Here is an 18,936-nt window from a genome sequence, read left to right on the forward strand (position 1 = left end):
CCGTTCGCCTCGTTTCAGAAGGTCTTCAGATTGCCGTAGCGGTCGGTATAGCTGCTCGGCTTGGTGACGTTGAGATTGTCGAAGTCGTTGTTCCAGATCTTGTCGGTGAATTCCTTCGGGCTGCCGCTGACGCCCAGGCCGCGCAGCTGCAGCTGGAACTGCACCGTGGTATCGTATTTCAACGACGTGGTGTCATAGGAGCGCGAGACGCTCATGCCGAGCGCGATGCAGGCGTCGACATAGGTCAGCCCGGCATAGCTCGACGAGAACTTCTTGGTCCTCATATCGTAGAGAGCGCCTGCGCTGGCGATCCAGTTCTCGCTCAGCTTGAAGGCGGCCTTACCATTGATGCCTTCACGATCATCGAGCCCGAGCAGCGGCTGGGCATCGTAGCGTGCGTAGATGATGTCGGCCTTCAGGCGCCCGATCGTGCCGAGGGCACCGACCTCGAACTGCCGCATGTCCCAATTCTTCTGATCGAAGCGGGCACCCGACAGGATCGCGAAATTGTTCACCGGCTGCAGATAAACGCGCGCGACATAGTCGGAGATATTGCGATCCAGGCCCGACTGCAGGCCGGTATTGGCCATGTCGCCCCTGGTGAAGGAATTGGTGCCGCCGAAGGAGTAGGACTGGCCGAACATGGCATTGTAGTAGCCACCGCCATTGGTCGTCAGCGAATATTGCAGGCCGGCATTGACGCGAGAACCGTCCTCGACCCGGTCATAGCCGGAATATTTGTCCCAGTCGAACAGGTTGGTGTCGTCGAAGATCAGGCTCTGAGCATCTTCATTGGGGAAGACGCCGCTCTGCATCGCCTTGGGACGCAGGATGACCTGGGCGATCGGCTCGATGATCTGCGTGCCCCAATCGGACTGCGAGATAAAGGGGTAGCGATAGTCGAGGCCGATGGCCGGCACCAGGCGCGCGGCCGTATCGTTCTTCTTGTTGCTGACGAACTGGTCGGCAGGGTTGCCGTCGAGCTGGGTGAAGCCGAGATCGCCGCGGACATAGGCGAAGGGCGTCCACTGCTGCCCGTAGGTGTCGGTGAAGGTCTTCTTCCAATAGGCGTTGATCGAAGCGCGCGTATAGGTACCGTCGATGCCGCGCTGCAGGCAGTTGACCCGGGTCTTCGGCGTGAGATTGTCGCAGTTGTAGCCCAGGATATTGTCGAAGGCCGCCTGCTGGCGCGTAAGGCTGGTCAGGTTGACGTTCCAGCCGAGTTCGCCGCCGAACACCGGGCGGTCGACGATGTAGTCATAGTCGACCACCGGCGCGACCACGGGCAATTGCTTCTGCACGTCGGCGGTGGTCAGGCCCTGGAAATAATAAGCGCGCAGATCGAACCAGGATTTGGTGCCGACACCCGTCAGGTAGACGGTGGAGGTGGCCTCCGTCTTGCCCCTGAGATTGTCGAGCCGGTAGTCGCGCCAGTAATATTTGTCGCTCAGCAGCGAGCCATCCCAGCCGAAGCGCCATTTGTCGTTCAGCCAGAATTCGCCCTTGGACGAAATCGAACCGCGCCAGTTCGGCCGGCCGATATCCTCGTTGGCGAACTTGTCCGGATCGCTGATGAAGGCACCCGATGCCATCACCGAATAGGCGCCGTTCAGCGTCCGATGACGCCATTCGATCTGGCCGGTCGGGCCCTGGCTGGTAGCATAGCCGGGCGTGATGGTCAGATCGTAATTGGGAGCGAGGTCGATGAAATAGGGCAGTTCGAGGCCGTAGCCGATCCGCGAGGAGTGGAAATAACGCGGCGTGATGAAGCCGCTCTTGCGGGTGACGGACGGGTCGGGGGTCGACATATAAGGCAGGTAGGCGATCGGGAAGCCGAAGAACTCGAAGCGAGCATCTTCGAAATAGATCATCTTCTCCTGCTGGTTGTGGATGACCTTGACGGCCTTGATCTGCCACAGAGGCGGCTTCTGAGGATTGTCGGCACAGGGCGAACAGGCCGAATAGACGCCGTTCTGGAACACGGTGACATTGCCGCCGGTGCGCTCGGCACGGTTGGAGGCAACATAGAGCTCGTCCGCCGTCACCATCTTCAGCGAATTGACGAAGCCGTCTCTGAAATCGTCGGTGAGATCGAAATTGTCGGCGTAGGTCTTGGTGCCGTCGGCTTCGGTGATGACGACATTGCCGTTCGCCCGCACGCGCTTGGCCTTGCGGTCATAGACCACACGGTCTGCCTGCAGGGCGCGGCCATTGTAATAGATCTGCACCGTGCCGATGGCGGTTACGACCTCGTTGTCCTGGTCGTACTGCATCTCCCTGGCCTTGAGGACCATGTTGGAGCTGCCCTGACCTCCGGCACCATCGGAACGCGCACCCAAGGGCCCGAGCAGGTTTTCCTGGGCGTGAACTTTTGACGGCAACAACGCAAACGACAGCGCTGCAACCGCAACGGTGGTGCACAGCATGGTCGTAAGGAAGTGGCGAGCTGATACGCGCATCAGCCATCCTCCTGGTTAAGCAACACGGTAAATCCGATCAGGGCCGCAATGGCAGCCGGAGTCCAAGCGGCGACGGCTGGCGCAACCAGCCCCGCAATGCCCAGATCCTTGGCCATTTTGGTTACGACATACAGCAAGAAACCCGCCCCGATTCCACTCAAGATCATCACACCAATACCGCCAAGGCGTGCAAACCGTAGCGAAACCGTCGCGGCGATCAGCACCATCGCCACGAGCAGCAGGGGACGAGCTAGAAGCGTCTGATATTGCAGCCGGTAATCATTTGCATCAAGTCCCGCGGCGCCCTGTTGTGCGATTGATGACGGGAGTCTCCAGAAAGACACGCTGTCGGCGGACACCGCAAATTTCTGATCGACCTGCGACTTGGTCAAATTGCTAGGGAATTCAACGCTTTCCGACGTTTTGACCGGCTGGTTGGGGATGAATTCCTGGACGTTGGATAGATGCCAGGCGCCCTTGTCAAGTTTTGCGGTATCGGCTTCCAGTCGCCTGACAAAGCGACCGTCGGCATCGAGCGCATAGATGGTAACGCCCGTCAGCGCGCCGTCGTCGCTATTTTCGGCCGACGTATGAATGACGGCCTGGCCGTCGCGGATCCAGCGGCTCTTGTCGTCGTCGCGGATCTGGCGGGCGCCGAAAACGCGGGTATCGAGCAGGTCGCTTCGAGTCTTTAGCGCCGCCGACAGCGGGTTGAAGGCGATTGCGGCCAGGATGCCGAGGACGACGGCGCAGACGACCGGCGGCGCCAGGAATTGCCAGACCGACAGGCCGGCTGCACGCATCACCACCAACTCGAGCCGCAGGCTGAGATTAACGAAGCAGATGATGGCTCCGAACAGGAAGACGAAGGGCAGGGTCTGCTCGATGATGGACGGCGTTCGCAGCAGGGACAAAGCCGCGATCGAGCCCACGGATACGCGCGGCAAGTCGCTGGCGCGCCGGCTGGTCTCCGCGAAATCCAGCAGGAAGATCATGACGAACAGAAAGGCAAGCACGCCGAAAATGGCGATGAGGAAGCGCTTACTGAGATACCGGCCGAGAGTGGATGTCAGAATCATGCGCTCGCCGTCCTGTTGGCGAGGCGTGAAGTCAGATCATTGTACCAATTCGTCAATGCGCGCGGCAGCGACAGTCGCAGATGGCCGGCGATGACGGCAAGGCAGATCAACGAGGTCAGGATCGGCACGCCGAATGCAATATAGACGCCGCCGGCCGAATGCACGCTCAGGCTCTGCGTGGCGATGAAGCCGAGAATGCGCACCACCAGCACGCTCAGAATGGCAAAGCCGATCGCGCTGGCCCGGCCCTGGCGCGTGGTGCGCGCCTGGCCGAGAAAGGCAAGGGCGACCAGCATGAAGGCAATCGGATAGAGCGGGGCGGTAAACCGGTCCACCAGTTCGCCGCGAATGCGGCCGCGCTCGGCCGGTCCCTTCATCTCGGATGGCCGGGTGTTCCACAGTTCACTGGTGTAGCGGTCCCGCGGTTTGTAGTTGATGGCATCGTTGTCATCGCGGGCAAGCTGCGAGAGGTCGAACTGGTATTGCTCGAAGGTGACGATCGAGGCATCGGAGGAAGCGCCGCCTTCCTGCTGCTGCAGCGAGCCGTTGTTGAGGACCAGCACGAGCCCGGTCGGCGTGTCGACGATCTTGCCTGTTCCGGCGATATAGGTCTTGGTCTTGCCCTTGTCGCGGGCATCCTGCACGAAAATGCCGAGGAGCGTACCGTCGGGCTGGCGCTCGCGGATATGGAAGGTGAAGCCGCGCAGGGCGGTGAACTGGCCTTCCTTGAGGAAGTGCTGCACCACGTCGGCCGCCGCGGCCACGCGCCAGGCGGTTAGCTCATGCTGGCTGGCTGGCTGTATATAGAGGGTGACGGCGGCAATGCCCGCTGCGACGAGACCGGTAATGCCGGCAAAGGGCGGGATCAGCCGGGAAGGTGAATAGCCCGCCGCATTGAGGACGACGAGTTCCGAGCCGGCATTGAGACGCTGCAGCAGCCACACCGCCGCCAGGAAGACCGCCAGCGGCGCGACAACCACCACCAGTGCCGGCAAGGCGAGCGAGCTGATGGCGAGGAAAACCAGCACGGACTGGCCTTGTGCCGTCATGACGTTGAATTCGCGCAGGGCGCCGACCATCCAGGCCAGAAGCGTCAGCACGACGAGGCAGACCAGAAAGGCAAAGCCAAACTGTCTGGCAATATATCGGCTGACGAGGTTCATTGCCTTTTCGGGTCTCCTACCCGTTGCTTGTAGCCTCCTGCTAGGCGGCAGGCGAGACGTTTGTATGGCAGGACCGGGGCCGGGAGCGGATTGTTGTAGACATGGTTACGGATTGACATGCAAAAGTCCCAACAAGCCGTCAACCGCGCGGCAACTTCCTAGAATGGGCATCAATTATGGTTTCCGAATTGAAACTGTCTTTTTCAAAAGTCGAGAAAATTGGCGACGGCATTGCCGTCATATTCACAAATATCGATTTGGCGGTATCGCCTGAAACGGAAGCTGCTCTACCGGGTATCGGCAGTCTGGTCAAACGTGCGGCTTCCGCCGATAATTTCAAGGGGAAGGCGCTGACCTCCCTCGACATTCTTGCGCCTTTGGGCTTGGGAGTGGATCGGGTCATCGTGATTTCGCTCGGCAAGTCCGAAGAAAGCGCCCGCACCGATTGGGTCAAGGCCGGAGGCAGCGCGATCGGGAAGCTGCCGGCCTCGGCTAGGTCGGCGACCGTGGTGCTGGACCTCCCGGGTATTGCGGTGACCGCCGAACAGGTGGCGGACTTCGCCCTCGGCGCCCGGCTGAGAGCTTACAAGTTCGAGCGTTACAAGACTCGCAAGCAGGACGATGCGGCGCATAAGGTCCTTGAATTGACGATCGCCAGCGCGGCGGAAGGAGCGGCCAAGAAGGCCGCCAAGTCCCGCGAGGCGATCGCCGGCGGAGTCAGGCTTGCCCGCGATCTCGTCAACGAGCCGCCGAACGTGCTCTATCCCGAAGCCTTTGCTAAGCGGGCGGCCGAATTGGAGGAACTCGGCGTCGAAATCGAGATTCTCGACGTCAAGGCCATGAAGAAGCTCGGCATGGGCGCATTGCTCGGCGTCGGCCAGGGCTCCGAGCATGATAGCCGCCTTGTGGTGATGCGCTGGAACGGCGCCAAGAATCGCGAGGCCAAGCCGGTCGCCTTCATCGGCAAGGGGGTGACCTTCGACACCGGTGGCATTTCCATCAAGCCCGCCTCGGGCATGGAGGACATGAAGGGAGACATGGGCGGCGCGGCCTGCGTGGTCGGGCTCATGCATGCGCTTGCCGCCCGCAAGGCCAAGGCCAATGTGATCGGAGCCATCGGCGTGGTCGAGAACATGCCTGACGGCAAGGCCCAGCGTCCGGGCGACATCGTCACCTCGATGTCGGGCCAGACCATCGAGATCATCAACACCGACGCCGAGGGCCGGCTCGTGCTGGCGGATGTGCTCTGGTACATCCAAGACAAGTACAAGCCGCAATTCATGATCGATCTCGCCACGCTCACCGGTGCCATCATGGTCGCGCTTGGCCAGGAATATGCCGGTCTCTTCTCCAACAATGACGAACTGGCGGGACGCCTGTTCATGGCGGGGCAGGCGACGGGCGAGCGGGTCTGGCGCATGCCGCTCGGCTCGGAATACGACAAGCTGATCGATTCCAAATTCGCCGACATGAAGAACACGGGCGGCCGCAATGGCGGCTCGATCACCGCGGCCCAGTTCCTGCAGCGCTTCGTCAACGAGACGCCCTGGGCGCATCTGGACATCGCCGGCACCGCCATGGGTTCGCCCGCCAGCGACGTCAACCGCAGCTGGGGCTCGGGCTGGGGAGTGCGCCTGCTCGACCGGCTGGTGGCGGAGCATTACGAAGGGTGAGAATCACGCTGTTCGGTACGCCTGACAGCGTCTACACACGGATCATCCGGCTGATTCTCGAGTTCAAGAATGTCGGTCATGACTTTGTCGTGGCTGACATTTTTGACGATGGAGGTCTGCCGGATGACTATGAGCGGCGCCATCCGTTCCGGCGTATTCCATGCATCGAGATCGATGGACTGGTGGTCTATGAGACCGATGCCATTGCCCATTATCTCGAGGCGCTGCTCCCCGAGCCTTCGCTGATACCCGCCGATGCCCGCACCGCGATGCGCATGCGCCAGATCATGCGCGTAGTCGACAATTACGCCTATCGGCCGCTCGTCTGGGGTATCTACGTGCCGCAATGGGGGCGCGATGGCACGATGCCGGCCCTGGAGACGCTGACGGAAGCCGAGACGGCATTGCGCGCCCTCCAGGAATTGGTGGGCGAAGGGGGCGTCGGGCTTTCTCCCAACCTGGCTTGGTGCTACCTCGCACCCGTCCTGGCCGTTGCCGACAGCGTGGCGGCTGGAAGCGAATTGATCGATCGCGTGCCGGCATTGAAGGAATGGTGGCATTGTGTCCGAAGCGCATCTGTCATGGTGCGGACGCGATCATCGGAAAGCCGCTATTGAGAAAGGCGAGGCGATGACGGAATTGCTTTTCTATCATCTCCAGCGGGCCCCGCTCGAACGGGTACTGCCGGGCCTTCTGGAAAAATCCCTGCAGCGCGGTTGGCGCTGCGCGGTGCAGGGACCACAGGAGCGCCTGCGCTCGCTGGACGACATGCTCTGGACCTATAATGATGAAGCCTTCCTGCCGCATGGCCTGGAGAGCGATGATGGCCCCGCGCAACCGATCGTGCTGGTGACGCATGAGGGCAACCCCAACGGGGCCGCTATCCGTTTCCTCGTCGATGGTGCTCCCCTGCCGCCGGATGCGCCGAGCTATGAGCGCATCGTGCTGATGTTCGACGGCAACGACGCCGAGGCCGTGCAGGGTGCACGGGATCAATGGAAGCAGGCCAAGGAACTGGGCTTTGCCGCAACCTATTGGCAGCAGAGCGAGGAGGGGCGCTGGGAGAAGAAGGCGTAATCCCGCTGCCCAAGCCATCGCTAGAGCAAAGCGCGTTCAAGCGTGAACGCTTATTTGCTCTAACTCATTGTTCTGAAGCGTCTTTGCGATTCTAGGTGACTCCGTCTAATCGCAAAACGCTATAGCGCCCGGCATCGCTGGATGGGGACGAAATACAGGCCAACCGGCTTCTAAAGCCGGAGCGCCCCGCTCCTGCCGGGCGGCAGGCTGATACCGCAGAAGGCGGGTGGAACACGAAATCCTCTCTCGACGGTGTGAAAAAAAGCAGGTTCAATCCGACGGCCATCCAGGTGGAGAACATAATGAAAATTGGAACCCTATTGCGCGGCGCGCTGCTGGGGCTTGCTTTCGGCGGGCTCACGGGTACGGCGTCGGCCGATCAGCTGGCCAACGTCAAGAGTGCCGGTAAAATCGTGACTGCGACGGATATGCACTATGCGCCGTTCGACATGGTCGTCGACGGCGCCTATCAAGGCATGACCAAGGACCTGTTCGACAATGTCGCCAAGGAGATCGGCGTCGAACCCGTCTATCAGGACTTGCCCTGGACCTCCCAGCTTCCAGGCCTCGAAGTGTCGAAATTCGACATCGTCATCGCGCCGGTGACGATCACGCCGGAACGGCTCGAGCGCTATACCTTCACCCCGCCGATCGCCGACGCGACCGTCGGCATCGTCAAGGCCGCCGCCAACAAGGATATCAACAAGCCGGAGGATATCGCCGGCAAGACAGTCGGCGTGCAGCAGGGCACGGCGCAGTTCAAGCAGCTGCAGGAATTCGGCGCCAAGGTCGGCAATGTCACCATCAAGGAGTATGGCACCACCGACGAGGCCTATGCCGATCTTGCCGCCGGCCGCCTCGATGCCGTGGCGGGCTCGGCACCCAATCTTGCCTATCTCGTCAAGCAGCGTGGCGACGTGTTTGCCTTGCCTGAAGTTTCGACTTTCGGCAGGCCGACTTATTTTGCCTGGGTGCTCCGAAAGGGTGACGACAGCGCGAGCTTTGCCGGCGCCATCAAGGACGCCATCGCCAAGATGACCAAGGATGGGCGCATCAAGGCGATCCAGGAGAAGTGGCTCGGCAAATACACCGAACTGCCGCTCGACGTGCCGGCCAAATGAGTCAGGCCAAGTGACTGAGCCAAGTGATTTGGGCCAAGTGATTTGGGCCAGGTGATTTGGGCCAGGTGATTTGGGCCAGGTGATTGGACCAAGCGACTTAGGTAAATAACCTGGAAGGTGCGGCGCCCCGCTGGCGCCGCACTCCGACCGCCGCCCTGGTGTGCATGTTCTCGCTGAATGCCTTCATCAAGAGCTTCCACGCGCTTGCGCTGGGAGCGCCCTATACGCTGATCGTCTCCGGACTGGGGATTGTGATCGGGCTCGCCGTCGGCGCCCTGATCTGCGCCGGTGCGCTGTCGCCTTCGCGCGCCCTGAAAACGGTCGCTGCGGTGTGGATCAGCTTCTTTCGCGGCGTGCCTCTGATGGTGCAGCTGCTGTTGGTGTTCTATCTCCTGCCGGTGATCGGCATCAACGTGCCGCCGATCGTGGCGGCGGTGCTGGCGGTCGGCTTGTGCTCCAGTGCCTATGTCGCCGAGATCTGGCGCGGCGCCATCAATGCGTTGCCGGCCGGGCAGGGAGAGGCGGCAACGGCCATCGGCATGCTGCCGCAGACGATCTGGACACGGATCATCCTGCCCCAGGCGGTGCGCCTGTCGCTGCCGGCCCTGGTCAATGAACTCATCCTGCTGGTCAAGGCCTCCTCGCTGGTCTCCCTCGTCGGCATCTGGGAGATCACGCGTGCCAGCCAGGCGGAGGCCGGCGCAAGCTATCGCCCGCTCGAAGCCTATGTCGCGGCGGGATGCCTCTATCTCGTGATCAATCTGTGTCTGGCCGCGCTCGGCCGATACCTGGAACGAAGGATGGCGGCTTGATGGAGCTGATCGCTCACTACGGGCCGGCGCTGCTGCGCGGTTTCGGCATGACGGTGCTGTGCTGGCTGGTCGGCACCGCCTGTTCCGTCGTCCTGGGCCTCGTCATCGCGCTGGCGCAGCGTTATGGGCCGGCACCGTTGCGCTGGCTGCTCGTCGTCTATGTCGAGGCCATTCGCGGCACCCCGTTCCTGGTTCAGCTCTATGTGCTCTATTATGGCGGTCCCGCCTTCGGCTTGAGGTTGGAAGCCCTGTCGGCCGGGCTGATCGGCCTGTCGATCTATGGCAGTCCCTATTTCGCCGAGATCTTCCGCTCGGGCTTCAACGCGGTACCACTGGGGCAGATCGAGGCGGCGCGTACCATTGGCATGAGCGAGTTCGCCATCATCAGGCGCATCCTGCTGCCGCTCGCCTTGGTGTCATCCCTGCCGGCGCTCGTGAATTTTGCCATCATCCTGACCAAGGAGACGGTGGTGCTCTCGACCATTACGGTGCCGGAGCTGCGCTATCAGGTGGACCGGATGATCACCGAGACCTTCCGTTATTTCGAGGCCACCCTGGCGTTGGCCCTCTTCTTCTGGGGTCTGGTGGAGTTCGTCTCCCGGCTTGGCCGCTGGCTGGAGAGCCGCGTGACCCACTACATGATCGAAAGACGCTGACCATGATCGAAAGAAACTGACATGGAGCAGGCCTCCTCCGTCGAGATCCGCAAGGTCGACAAGTTCTACGGGCCGTTCCAGGCGCTGAAGCAGGTCTCGGTCTCGGTCCCTCCCGGCAAGGTCACCTGCCTGATCGGCCCGTCCGGATCGGGCAAGTCGACCCTGCTGCGATGCATCAACTTCCTCGAGGAGTATGATGCCGGAGAGATCCGCATCGACGGCCGGCTGATCGGCTATGAGAGTGCGGGCGGCAAACGCATGGCCTCGGGCAAGCTGCGCGACATGCGCCGGCGCATCGGCATGGTGTTCCAGCAGTTCAATTTGTGGCCGCATATGACAGCGCTGCAGAACGTCGCCGAAGGGCTCGTCCAGGTGCGCGGCTTTTCCAAATCCGAGGCCCAGGCCCGTGTGGCGGAGGCGCTGCGCAAGGTCGGGCTGGCGGACAAGATGATGAGCCATCCCGGCCGGCTTTCCGGCGGGCAGCAGCAGCGCGTCGCCATCGCCCGCGCCATCGCCATGGAACCCAAGCTGATGCTGTTCGACGAGCCGACCTCGGCGCTCGATCCCGAGCTGGTCGGCGAGGTGCTGAACGTGATGAAGCAGCTTGCCGCCGAGGGGATGACCATGGTGGTTGTCACCCACGAAATGGGTTTTGCCGCCCATGTCGGCGATCAGGTGGCCTTCATGGAAGCGGGTGAACTGGTCGCCGTCGATACGCCGGCGGCGATCTTCCACGATCCGGCCGACAAGCGCATCCAGTCCTTCCTGCGCACCTATAACGAGCGCAACAGTTTCTAATCGGGATGACGGGCCAATTCCGGCAGGCCAGTCAGACCTGATGGGAGGTCGTGTGAGGCCGCAATCCCAAGACGTTTTGGGATTGCAGAACTATCCCTTCAACTGCGCCATAACGCCGGCGATGTCCCCCATGCCCCAATGCTCGGCGATCAGGCCGGCCTTGATGCGGAAGATGTCGCAGGAGGTGAAGCGCAGGTGCCTGCCGGTGGGAGCGATGCCGAAATAGGGGCCCTTGTGCGTGCCGCTATAGACGAAGCTGGCCGCAACCTTGTCGCCCTGGCTCACCTGCGTCTCGATCCCCACCTGCAGGTCCGGCATGGCGGCGAGGCGGGCCTGGAAGAAGGCTACGGTCGCCTGCTTGGCGCTCAGCTCTTTGCGAGCCGGAGCGGCGGCACTGGCCTGGTTGTTGATGTAATCATCGGCAAACAGGGCAGCGAAGCCGTCGATGTCATGGGCATTCAGCCGGGCCGCGAAGCGCTCAGCCACGTTGGGTTCCTGCGCCAGCGCCGGCAGGTTCATGCCGCCTGCCAGGGCAAGCCCGCTCAGGATCGTCAGTCTGCGTCTACAATCCATATCAGGCCTCCTCCAGTCGTTGATTAGGAAGACGCCTCCTCCAGGGCGGCACTGGCTTCGAGCCAGGCTTCCTCTGCCAGGAGCAGCCTTTCCTCGGCGGTTGCGCGCGCCTTGGCCATCTCGGCCGCCTTGTCGGGCGAGCGTTCGAACAGGCCGGGACGCGAAAGCTTCTCGTCGAGATCCGCGATGATGGCCTGCAGCTTTTCCATCGCCGCTTCGATCTGGCGGACCTTTTCGCGGTCGGCCGCGGTCTGTGCCCGCCGCGCGGCATTGGCCTGGCGCTGCGTCGGTTCGCCGGCGCGCTCGTTTTTCTCCACGGTGGGCTTGGCCAGCACGAGGCGGCGATAATCCTCCATATCGCCGTCGAAGCCCTTGACGGTGCCGTCCGCCACCAGCCAGAGCCGGTCGACGCACGCTTCGAGCAGATAGCGGTCATGGCTGATCAGGATCACCGCGCCGGGATAGTCGTTGAGTGCCTGGATCAAGGCCTGGCGGCTGTCGATGTCGAGATGGTTGGTCGGCTCGTCCAGGATGAGCAGATGCGGGCCGCCGAAGGTGGCCAGACCCATCAGCAGGCGTGCCTTCTCGCCGCCGGAAATGTTGGAAACCGGCGTGTCGGCCTTGTCGGCCCCGAAGCCGATCTGGGCGGTGCGGGCGCGGATCTGCGCTTCGGTGGCGCCGATCATCATCTCGGCGACATGGTCGCGGGCCGAGGCCTGCGGATTGAGTTCGTCGAGCTGGTGTTGGGCGAAATAGGCCACCTTCAGCGCCGAGGAGCGGCGCATGCGGCCGGCCATTGCCGTCAGGCGCCCGGCCAGCAGCTTGGCGAAGGTCGACTTGCCATTGCCGTTGGAGCCGAGCAGGCCGATGCGATCCTCGCTGTCGATGGAAAGGTCGAGCCGCGACAGCACCGTGCGCTCGCCATAGCCGACGCTGGCGCCCTCGAGCGCGATGATGGGAGGCGAAAGCGGCTTGGCGGGCGGCGGAAAATCGAAAGGTCTGACTTCCTCGTCGACGAGAGCCGCCACCGGCTCCATGCGCGCCAGCATCTTCATGCGCGACTGGGCCTGGGCGGCCTTGGTGGCCTTGGCCTTGAAACGGTCGATGAAGGACTGGATGTGGCGGCGCTGGTCTTCCTGCTTCTTCCTGAGCTTCAGGCTGAGCGCCTGCTTTTCCCGGCGCTGCTTTTCAAAGCCGTCATAACCGCCGCGATAGAGCTCGAGCCGCCCCTCTGTGAGGTGCAGGATGTAGTCGACCGAGGCGTTGAGAAGGTCGCGGTCATGGCTGATCACCACCACGGTGTGGGGGTAGGAGGCGAGATAGTCCTGCAGCCAGAGCGTGCCTTCGAGGTCGAGATAGTTGGTCGGCTCGTCCAGCAGCAGGAGATCCGGCTCGGTAAAGAGCAAGGCGGCCAGCGCCACGCGCATGCGCCAGCCGCCGGAGAATTCCGAGCAGGAGCGGCTCTGCGCGGCATGGTCGAAGCCCAGGCCCGCAAGGATGGTGGCTGCGCGGGCCGGCGCGGCGTGGGAATTCTTGTCGGCAAGGCGGGTCTGGATCTCGGCGATGCGGTGGGGGTCGCTGGCCGTCTCTGCTTCGGCCAGTAGGGCCGTGCGCTCCTCGTCGGCCGCCAGCACCACCTCGATCAGGGTTTCCGGCCCACCCGGCGCTTCCTGGGCGACACGGCCGATGCGCATGCCGCGCGGCACCGAGACGCTGCCGAGATCGGGCGAGACCTCGCCCATGATCATGCGGAACAAGGTGGTCTTGCCGGTGCCGTTGCGTCCGAGAAAACCGACGCGCGCATCCGGCGGCAGCGCCACGGTGGCGTTGTCGAACAGGACGCGCGGTCCCAGGCGATAGGTAAGGCCGTTCACATGCAACATGGCCGGGCTTTTGGCATGAGCCGGCCGGCAGGGCAATCATCCAGAGCCAAAGGTGTCGCCTCGCTCCTCCAATTTGACCTTTTTTGCTCTCATCTTGCCGCCATCCAGTGCCGACGACCCGCCGGGAAGGGGCAATCTCCCGGCAAATGGCCGAGTTCCTCGAGGCAGGCGTGCTGCATGACGCTTCACCGGAAAGAGGGCACTTTCGCGCCGGCGTGGCTGTCGGAGGTTCCTGCAGTACATCGAACAAGGAGTTTTCGCGATGAAACCGCTTATCAGCGTCTTGAGCATCGGCGTGGACGATCTGGAAGCCGCCGTCCGATTCTACCGTGACGGCCTCGGCCTGCCGACGGAGGGGATCATCGGCCGGGAATTCGAACATGGCACCGTCGCCTTTTTCGACCTGCAGAACGGCTTGAGGCTCGCACTATTTCCGCGCGCCAACATCGCCCATGACGCCGGCATTGCGCAGTCGGCGCGCAGCCCGACCGAATTCACCCTCGGTCACAATGTCGGCAGCGAAGCCGAGGTCGACGCGGTGATGCGTCAGGCGATTGCCGCGGGTGCGCGCCCGGTCAAGCCTGCCCGGAAGACCTTCTGGGGTGGCTATGCCGGCTATTTCCAGGACCCCGACGGCCATCTGTGGGAGATCGTTTTCAATCCGGATTTTCTGCCGCCAGCCTGAGAGCATGGTGTTTGAGCAGCGAGGCGCAGCTTCCACTTTTATAGTAATCCGTCCGGAAAACTATCTCGTCTTTCCGTTGCGTGATGTTAGGGTTTGGTCTTGTCGAATCGCGCGGCGGCCTGCCGCCGTTTTTAACCAATTGCTGAGACTCCACTCGCGATTCCGGCATTTGAACCATGCTGTTGCGTTAGAATCATGATATTTCATCTATCCGTGCGATTGGGGAGGTAGAATATTAATTCATTCCCCAACGTCAATTTAGGATGCCGGGCGACAGCAAAAACCGGTCCATGAAGATGAGTCATTCACGGCATGGACCGAGCAACCTCACGTAAGACAAGCCCAAATGGATGAGACATGATTAAAAAACTCGCGGCAGAGTTCTTTGGAACGTTCTGGTTGGTTTTCGGTGGCTGCGGCGCCGCCGTGCTTTCGGCGGCTTTCCCGGAATTGGGCATCGGCTTCGCAGGTGTAGCCCTGGCTTTCGGCCTGACCGTCCTGACCATGGCTTTCGCGGTCGGCGGTATCTCCGGCGGTCATTTCAACCCGGCCGTCTCGCTGGGCCTGGCTGTCGGTGGCCGGTTCAGCTGGGCTGAGCTGGTGCCCTACTGGATCGCGCAGGTCGTCGGGGGGCTCGCTGGCGCGGCGGTGCTCTACGCCATCGCCAGCGGCAAGCCGGGCTTCGAAGTCGGCGGCTTTGCCTCCAACGGCTTCGGCGATCTTTCACCCGGCAAATACGGCATGATCGCCTGCCTGATCGCGGAGATCGTGCTCACGGCAGCCTTCCTCGTCATCATCCTGGGCTCGACCTCCAAGGTGGCCCCGGCCGGCTTTGCGCCGATCGCAATCGGTCTTGGCCTGACGCTGATCCATCTGATCTCGATCCCGGTCACCAACACCTCGGTCAACCCCGCCCGTTCGACGGCTGTCGCCTTCTTTGCGCAGACCGGCGCCGTGAACCAGCTCTGGCTGTTCTGGGTTGCGCCTTTGGTCGGCGCCATCGTTGGCGGCCTGATCTGGAAGGTGCTGCTGGAACCCGAGCAGGCCTGAGCTCCTCTGCAGGAAGATAGGAAGACAAGCGGCGATCGGCCCTCCGGTCGCCGCTTTTGCTTGGCCGCAAGGAAACGGAGTATTGCCGGATACGGCTGGGATTTCGCGGAATCACCCGGGAGGCGTTTTCATCAAGACGCGCTTTTGCTCTGGGGGTTGAAGCCGGGCAGGGCCATGGCTATAAGCCGCTCACCTCAACCCAAAGAAACCAGGACGATCATGGCTCTCGAGCGCACCTTTTCGATCATCAAGCCCGACGCGACCAACCGCAACCTCACCGGCGCCATCAATGCCGTGTTCGAGAAAGCAGGCCTGCGTATCGTCGCCCAGAAGCGCGTCCGCATGACCCGCGAGCAGGCCGAGACCTTCTACGCCGTGCACAAGGAGCGTCCCTTCTTCGGCGAGCTCGTCGAATTCATGATCTCGGCCCCCGTCGTCGTGCAGGTGCTGGAAGGCGAGAATGCCGTCGCCAAGCATCGCGAAGTGATGGGCGCCACCAACCCGGCCAACGCTGCCGAGGGCACCGTCCGCAAGCTCTATGCGCTGTCCGTCGGCGAGAACTCGGTGCATGGCTCGGACTCGCTCGACAATGCCAAGATCGAGATCGCCCAGTTCTTTTCGGGCAACGAGATCGTCGGCTGAGACGACCGGCAACTGCAGAGCTGATTGTGTAGCGCGCGTTCAGCTCGCGCGGCCTTGCCCCGCGGCGGGCAGACACCTTTCAAGGCGGATCCTTCGGGTCCGCCTTTCTTTATTTCTAATTTTCTACTAAATCTATAGAAAATAATTGACATATGCGGGCCGCCGTCGCACCTTTCGACCATGACGAGCGGGCAGCCCTGATTTCCCCGCAAGCCGAACCTGTGGAGGGGATCGCATGACCAATTGTTGTTGCTGCTGAGTCCTTTGCATTCGGGCGCCGGACCGGCGTTGCACCTCCTACACCCTTCATCACCGCATCGACGTTGCCGAGCGTTTTACAATGCTCCTGTGCAGCGCATGGCGGATCGCGTCTTCAAGGATCTCACATGACATCGCTCAATCGCCGCCTGTTCCTGGCCGCTGGCCTGGCTCTCGGCACCGCGTTCGGCGGGGCCGCCCATGCGGCCGACAACAAGGTGACCATCGGCTTTCAGACCGGGGTCGACCCGGCCAAGGCCGCGCAGGCCGCGGGCGCCTATGAAAAGGCGACGGGCTGGCAGATCGCCTGGCGCAAATTCGACTCCGGCGCCGACGTGATCGCGGCCATCGCCTCGGGCGACGTGCAGATCGGTTATGTCGGTTCGAGCCCGCTCGCCGCGGCCGCCAGCCGCCAATTGCCGATCGAGACGATTTTCGTCGCCGCCCTCCTGGGCGATTCCGAGGAACTGGTGGTGCGCGACACCATCAAGGACCCCAAGGATCTCGCCGGCAAGAAGATCGGCGTGCCCTTCGTCTCCACCTCGCATTACAGCCTGCTGGCGGCGCTCAAGCATTGGGGCATCGCGCCCAAATCGGTGCAGATCCTCAATCTGCGTCCGCCTGAACTGGCTGCGGCCTTTGAGCGCGGCGATATCGACGGCGGCTATGTCTGGGATCCGGCCTTGGGCAAGCTGAAGGAAAAGGGCAGGGTGCTGGTATCCTCGGCCGACGTCGCCAAATGGGGCGCGCCGACCTTCGATGCCTGGATCGCTTCGAAGGACTTTGCCAAGGCGCATCCCGACGTGGTGACCTCCTTCGTCAAGGTTACTGGCGAGGCCTACAAGACCTATCGGGACAATCCGGAGGCCTGGAGCGTCGACTCCGATCAGGCCAAGGCGATCGCCCGGCTCACCGGTTCCAAGCCCGAGGATGTGCCGGGCCTTCTGAAGGCGAATGTCTGGCCGCTTCTGGCCGAGCAATCCTCGCCCGACCTTCTCGGCGGCGCCACGGTCAAGGCGATCGCGGATACAGCCGGCTTCCTCGCCGAACAGAAGAAGATCCCGGCGGTGCTGCCCGACTATTCCGCCTATGTGAACAAGGCCTTCGCCGCACAGGCCCTGACGAAGCTTTCCTCTCAATAGGCTTTCGTCGGCTCGCCCGCCCCGGGATCTCCTCCCTCCCGGGGCGGGCCTTATTCGATGCATTGAAACGGTGGCCCATCGTCATTGCGAGCGCAGCGAAGCAATCCAGTCTTGCCTCGCCCAGGGCCTGGATCGCTTCGCTGCGCTCGCAATGACGTTCCAAGGGCTGAAAGGGGTTCCCGTGTCCGCTTTGTCCGCCCGTGACGTCAACGTCGTCTATTCCGGAAGAGGAGGGCGTTCCGTCACCGCCCTCAGCAATGTCTCCCTCGCCATCGAATCCGGCGAGTTCGTCGTGGCGGTCGGGGCGTCCGGCTGCGGCAAGACCACCTTGCTCAAGCTCCTTGCCGGGTTTCTGCCACCGAGTTCGGGAACGATCAGCCTTGGCGGCAAGCCGGTGACGGGGCCTGGCGGCGAGCGCGGCGTGGTGTTCCAGGACGACGCCCTTTTTCCCTGGCTTTCGGTGCGCGGCAATATCGAGTTTGGCCCCAGGCTTGCCGGGCTCGATAGGGCCGTGCGCAGGGAGCGCTGCGGACGCATCATCGATCTGGTGGGTCTTGCCGAGTTCGCCGATCACAGGATCTGGGAATTGTCCGGCGGCATGCGCCAGCGTGTCGGCATGGCGCGCGCACTCGCCAACGAGCCCGAAATCCTGCTGATGGACGAACCGCTGGGCGCTCTCGATGCGCTCACGCGCGAGAAGATGCAGGAACTGCTGATCCGCTTGTGGGACCGCACGCAACGCAGCGTCTTCCTGATCACGCATAGTGTGGAAGAGGCGATCTTCCTTGCCACCCGCATTGTGGTGCTGTCGCCGCGCCCGGGGCGCATCACGCGCGAGTTCCATACCGATTTCTCACGCCGGGTCCTGGCCGGGGAGAGCAGCCGGTCGATCAAGTCCGATCCTGCCTTCATCGCCCTGCGCGAGCAGGTGCTCGCGGCCGTGCTGAAGGGAGCGGATGCATGAGCGATCTCGCCAATTCCGTCAGTCTGGATGATGTCGAGGAGCAGAACGGCAAGAGCGGCTCGCGCAAATCCGCTTCGCCGCTCGGCGCGACGCCGGTGCGCGTCCTCACCATCCTCGGCCTGCTGCTGCTCTGGTCGGTTGCCAGCTATTTCGAATGGCTGCCGGCCTTTTATTTGCCGTCGCCGCGCGCGGTGGTCGAACAGCTCGTCACGGTCGCCACGGAGGGCTATGCCGACGCGACCCTGCTGCAGCATTTCGACGCCAGCCTCTGGCGCATCCTTGCCGCCTTGCTGATCGCGCTGGTGACGGCCGTGCCGGCCGGCATCGCCATCGGCCTCAGCCCGATCGCCCGTGGCGTTCTTGATCCGATCATCGAATTCCTGCGCCCGGTGCCGCCGCTTGCCTATCTGCCGCTGATGGTGATCTGGTGCGGCATCGGCGAGACCACCAAGGTACTGATCATCCTGATTGCGATTTTCGCGCCGGTGGCCATCACCACGGCGGGCGGGGTCGCTACCGTGCCGCCGGACCGGGTGGACGCGGCGCGAGCGCTGGGGGCGCGGCGCTGGCAGGTGCTCTGGCATGTCATCCTGCCCAACGCGTTGCCGTCGATCCTGACGGGCATCCGCATCGGGCTCGGCGTCGGCTGGTCGACGCTGATCGCGGCCGAACTGGTTGCAGCCTCCCAGGGGCTCGGCATCATGATCAAGACGGCTTCAGATTTCCTGCAGACCGATATCGTCGTTCTCGGCATCTTCGTGATCGCCCTGGTGGCGATCGGCTTCGAATGGCTGGTTCGCCTGGCCGAAAGGCTGCTGGTGCCCTGGCATGGCAAGGCTTGAGGCCGGCTAGCCGGTTCGGATTTTCTTCTTGTCGGTTTTGCGCTGCCCCTCAAGCAAAG

At 62.7% G+C, this 18,936-nt stretch carries 18 protein-coding genes; 13 read left to right on the forward strand and 5 right to left on the reverse strand.

Annotation, left to right across the window (positions count from 1 at the left end; all coding sequences use genetic code 11):
* Positions 1 to 14: 14 nt before the first annotated feature.
* Genes J8I29_RS04085 through lptF form a run of 3 tightly spaced genes read right to left on the reverse strand, consistent with a single transcriptional unit; the run spans position 15 to position 4,701 of the window.
* Positions 15 to 2,459, reverse strand: coding sequence for an LPS-assembly protein LptD (locus J8I29_RS04085; RefSeq protein WP_209430734.1), 2,445 nt, complete (start codon positions 2,457 to 2,459; stop codon positions 15 to 17).
* A complete protein-coding gene (gene lptG, locus J8I29_RS04090) occupies positions 2,459 to 3,538 on the reverse strand; it encodes an LPS export ABC transporter permease LptG (RefSeq protein WP_245196641.1) in 1,080 nt (359 codons plus the stop codon). The genes J8I29_RS04085 and lptG overlap by 1 nt, the downstream gene beginning before the upstream one ends.
* On the reverse strand, positions 3,535 to 4,701 hold the full coding sequence (gene lptF / locus J8I29_RS04095; protein WP_105861922.1) for an LPS export ABC transporter permease LptF: 1,167 nt from the start codon (positions 4,699 to 4,701) through the stop codon (positions 3,535 to 3,537). Before lptF ends, lptG begins: the two co-directional genes overlap by 4 nt.
* Before the next feature lie 176 nt (positions 4,702 to 4,877).
* Between lptF and J8I29_RS04100 the strand changes: the two genes are divergently transcribed.
* The 7 genes from J8I29_RS04100 to J8I29_RS04130 all read left to right on the forward strand — a co-directional run bounded on the left by J8I29_RS04100 (position 4,878) and on the right by J8I29_RS04130 (position 10,838).
* Entirely contained in the window at positions 4,878 to 6,374 is a 1,497-nt protein-coding gene (locus tag J8I29_RS04100; RefSeq protein WP_209430735.1) for a leucyl aminopeptidase, read from the forward strand.
* On the forward strand, positions 6,371 to 6,991 hold the full coding sequence (locus J8I29_RS04105; RefSeq protein ID WP_209430736.1) for a glutathione S-transferase family protein: 621 nt from the start codon (positions 6,371 to 6,373) through the stop codon (positions 6,989 to 6,991). Before J8I29_RS04100 ends, J8I29_RS04105 begins: the two co-directional genes overlap by 4 nt.
* Positions 6,992 to 7,004: 13 nt before the next feature.
* Positions 7,005 to 7,451 (forward strand): DNA polymerase III subunit chi, encoded by a 447-nt coding sequence (locus tag J8I29_RS04110; RefSeq protein ID WP_105861925.1) that lies wholly within the window; start codon positions 7,005 to 7,007, stop codon positions 7,449 to 7,451.
* 302 nt (positions 7,452 to 7,753) lie between these two features.
* Positions 7,754 to 8,572 carry a transporter substrate-binding domain-containing protein gene (locus J8I29_RS04115; protein WP_105861926.1) on the forward strand — a complete coding sequence of 273 codons (819 nt, stop codon included), beginning with the start codon at positions 7,754 to 7,756 and terminating at the stop codon, positions 8,570 to 8,572.
* A gap of 164 nt (positions 8,573 to 8,736) precedes the next feature.
* On the forward strand, positions 8,737 to 9,384 hold the full coding sequence (locus tag J8I29_RS04120; RefSeq protein ID WP_209430737.1) for an amino acid ABC transporter permease: 648 nt from the start codon (positions 8,737 to 8,739) through the stop codon (positions 9,382 to 9,384).
* A complete protein-coding gene (locus J8I29_RS04125) occupies positions 9,384 to 10,040 on the forward strand; it encodes an amino acid ABC transporter permease (protein ID WP_105861928.1) in 657 nt (218 codons plus the stop codon). Before J8I29_RS04120 ends, J8I29_RS04125 begins: the two co-directional genes overlap by 1 nt.
* A gap of 21 nt (positions 10,041 to 10,061) precedes the next feature.
* Positions 10,062 to 10,838: an amino acid ABC transporter ATP-binding protein gene (locus tag J8I29_RS04130; protein ID WP_209430738.1), complete on the forward strand. Its 777-nt coding sequence runs from the start codon at positions 10,062 to 10,064 to the stop codon at positions 10,836 to 10,838.
* A 90-nt stretch (positions 10,839 to 10,928) separates the two neighbouring features.
* Here the strand turns inward: J8I29_RS04130 and J8I29_RS04135 are convergent, their stop codons facing one another.
* Both J8I29_RS04135 and J8I29_RS04140 read right to left on the reverse strand, forming a co-directional pair.
* On the reverse strand, positions 10,929 to 11,411 hold the full coding sequence (locus tag J8I29_RS04135; protein WP_209430739.1) for an ester cyclase: 483 nt from the start codon (positions 11,409 to 11,411) through the stop codon (positions 10,929 to 10,931).
* A 23-nt stretch (positions 11,412 to 11,434) separates the two neighbouring features.
* Positions 11,435 to 13,294, reverse strand: coding sequence for an ABC-F family ATP-binding cassette domain-containing protein (locus J8I29_RS04140; protein WP_209430740.1), 1,860 nt, complete (start codon positions 13,292 to 13,294; stop codon positions 11,435 to 11,437).
* Between the two features lie 262 nt (positions 13,295 to 13,556).
* On the opposite strand from J8I29_RS04140, the gene J8I29_RS04145 reads away from it, so the two are divergent.
* From J8I29_RS04145 to J8I29_RS04170, 6 genes are all read left to right on the forward strand, one after another.
* Positions 13,557 to 13,979 (forward strand): VOC family protein, encoded by a 423-nt coding sequence (locus J8I29_RS04145; protein ID WP_209430741.1) that lies wholly within the window; start codon positions 13,557 to 13,559, stop codon positions 13,977 to 13,979.
* 357 nt (positions 13,980 to 14,336) lie between these two features.
* The gene (gene aqpZ / locus J8I29_RS04150; protein ID WP_105865220.1) at positions 14,337 to 15,029 is read left to right on the forward strand and encodes an aquaporin Z; all 693 of its coding nucleotides are present in this window, start codon (positions 14,337 to 14,339) and stop codon (positions 15,027 to 15,029) included.
* A 219-nt stretch (positions 15,030 to 15,248) separates the two neighbouring features.
* On the forward strand, positions 15,249 to 15,671 hold the full coding sequence (gene ndk, locus J8I29_RS04155; protein ID WP_105865221.1) for a nucleoside-diphosphate kinase: 423 nt from the start codon (positions 15,249 to 15,251) through the stop codon (positions 15,669 to 15,671).
* A 386-nt stretch (positions 15,672 to 16,057) separates the two neighbouring features.
* Positions 16,058 to 17,071 (forward strand): taurine ABC transporter substrate-binding protein, encoded by a 1,014-nt coding sequence (gene tauA / locus J8I29_RS04160; protein WP_209430742.1) that lies wholly within the window; start codon positions 16,058 to 16,060, stop codon positions 17,069 to 17,071.
* Between the two features lie 181 nt (positions 17,072 to 17,252).
* Positions 17,253 to 18,035 carry an ATP-binding cassette domain-containing protein gene (locus J8I29_RS04165; RefSeq protein ID WP_348535978.1) on the forward strand — a complete coding sequence of 261 codons (783 nt, stop codon included), beginning with the start codon at positions 17,253 to 17,255 and terminating at the stop codon, positions 18,033 to 18,035.
* Positions 18,032 to 18,877 (forward strand): ABC transporter permease subunit, encoded by an 846-nt coding sequence (locus J8I29_RS04170; RefSeq protein ID WP_209430744.1) that lies wholly within the window; start codon positions 18,032 to 18,034, stop codon positions 18,875 to 18,877. The genes J8I29_RS04165 and J8I29_RS04170 overlap by 4 nt, the downstream gene beginning before the upstream one ends.
* Positions 18,878 to 18,936 lie beyond the last annotated feature (59 nt).

This window comes from Labrys sp. LIt4 (assembly GCF_017813775.1).
GTDB lineage: Bacteria > Pseudomonadota > Alphaproteobacteria > Rhizobiales > Labraceae > Labrys > Labrys okinawensis_A.

Excerpts from the sequence above, each read along its gene's own strand:
- J8I29_RS04085 (WP_209430734.1), bottom strand. The coding sequence starts at position 2,459 with ATGCGCGTATCAGCTCGCCACTTCCTTACGACCATGCTGTGCACCACC.
- lptG (WP_245196641.1), bottom strand. The coding sequence starts at position 3,538 with ATGATTCTGACATCCACTCTCGGCCGGTATCTCAGTAAGCGCTTCCTC.
- lptF (WP_105861922.1), bottom strand. The coding sequence starts at position 4,701 with ATGAACCTCGTCAGCCGATATATTGCCAGACAGTTTGGCTTTGCCTTT.
- J8I29_RS04100 (WP_209430735.1), top strand. The coding sequence starts at position 4,878 with ATGGTTTCCGAATTGAAACTGTCTTTTTCAAAAGTCGAGAAAATTGGC.
- J8I29_RS04110 (WP_105861925.1), top strand. The coding sequence starts at position 7,005 with ATGACGGAATTGCTTTTCTATCATCTCCAGCGGGCCCCGCTCGAACGG.
- J8I29_RS04115 (WP_105861926.1), top strand. The coding sequence starts at position 7,754 with ATGAAAATTGGAACCCTATTGCGCGGCGCGCTGCTGGGGCTTGCTTTC.
- J8I29_RS04120 (WP_209430737.1), top strand. The coding sequence starts at position 8,737 with ATGTTCTCGCTGAATGCCTTCATCAAGAGCTTCCACGCGCTTGCGCTG.
- J8I29_RS04125 (WP_105861928.1), top strand. The coding sequence starts at position 9,384 with ATGGAGCTGATCGCTCACTACGGGCCGGCGCTGCTGCGCGGTTTCGGC.
- J8I29_RS04130 (WP_209430738.1), top strand. The coding sequence starts at position 10,062 with ATGGAGCAGGCCTCCTCCGTCGAGATCCGCAAGGTCGACAAGTTCTAC.
- J8I29_RS04135 (WP_209430739.1), bottom strand. The coding sequence starts at position 11,411 with ATGGATTGTAGACGCAGACTGACGATCCTGAGCGGGCTTGCCCTGGCA.
- J8I29_RS04140 (WP_209430740.1), bottom strand. The coding sequence starts at position 13,294 with ATGTTGCATGTGAACGGCCTTACCTATCGCCTGGGACCGCGCGTCCTG.
- J8I29_RS04145 (WP_209430741.1), top strand. The coding sequence starts at position 13,557 with ATGAAACCGCTTATCAGCGTCTTGAGCATCGGCGTGGACGATCTGGAA.
- aqpZ (WP_105865220.1), top strand. The coding sequence starts at position 14,337 with ATGATTAAAAAACTCGCGGCAGAGTTCTTTGGAACGTTCTGGTTGGTT.
- ndk (WP_105865221.1), top strand. The coding sequence starts at position 15,249 with ATGGCTCTCGAGCGCACCTTTTCGATCATCAAGCCCGACGCGACCAAC.
- tauA (WP_209430742.1), top strand. The coding sequence starts at position 16,058 with ATGACATCGCTCAATCGCCGCCTGTTCCTGGCCGCTGGCCTGGCTCTC.
- J8I29_RS04170 (WP_209430744.1), top strand. The coding sequence starts at position 18,032 with ATGAGCGATCTCGCCAATTCCGTCAGTCTGGATGATGTCGAGGAGCAG.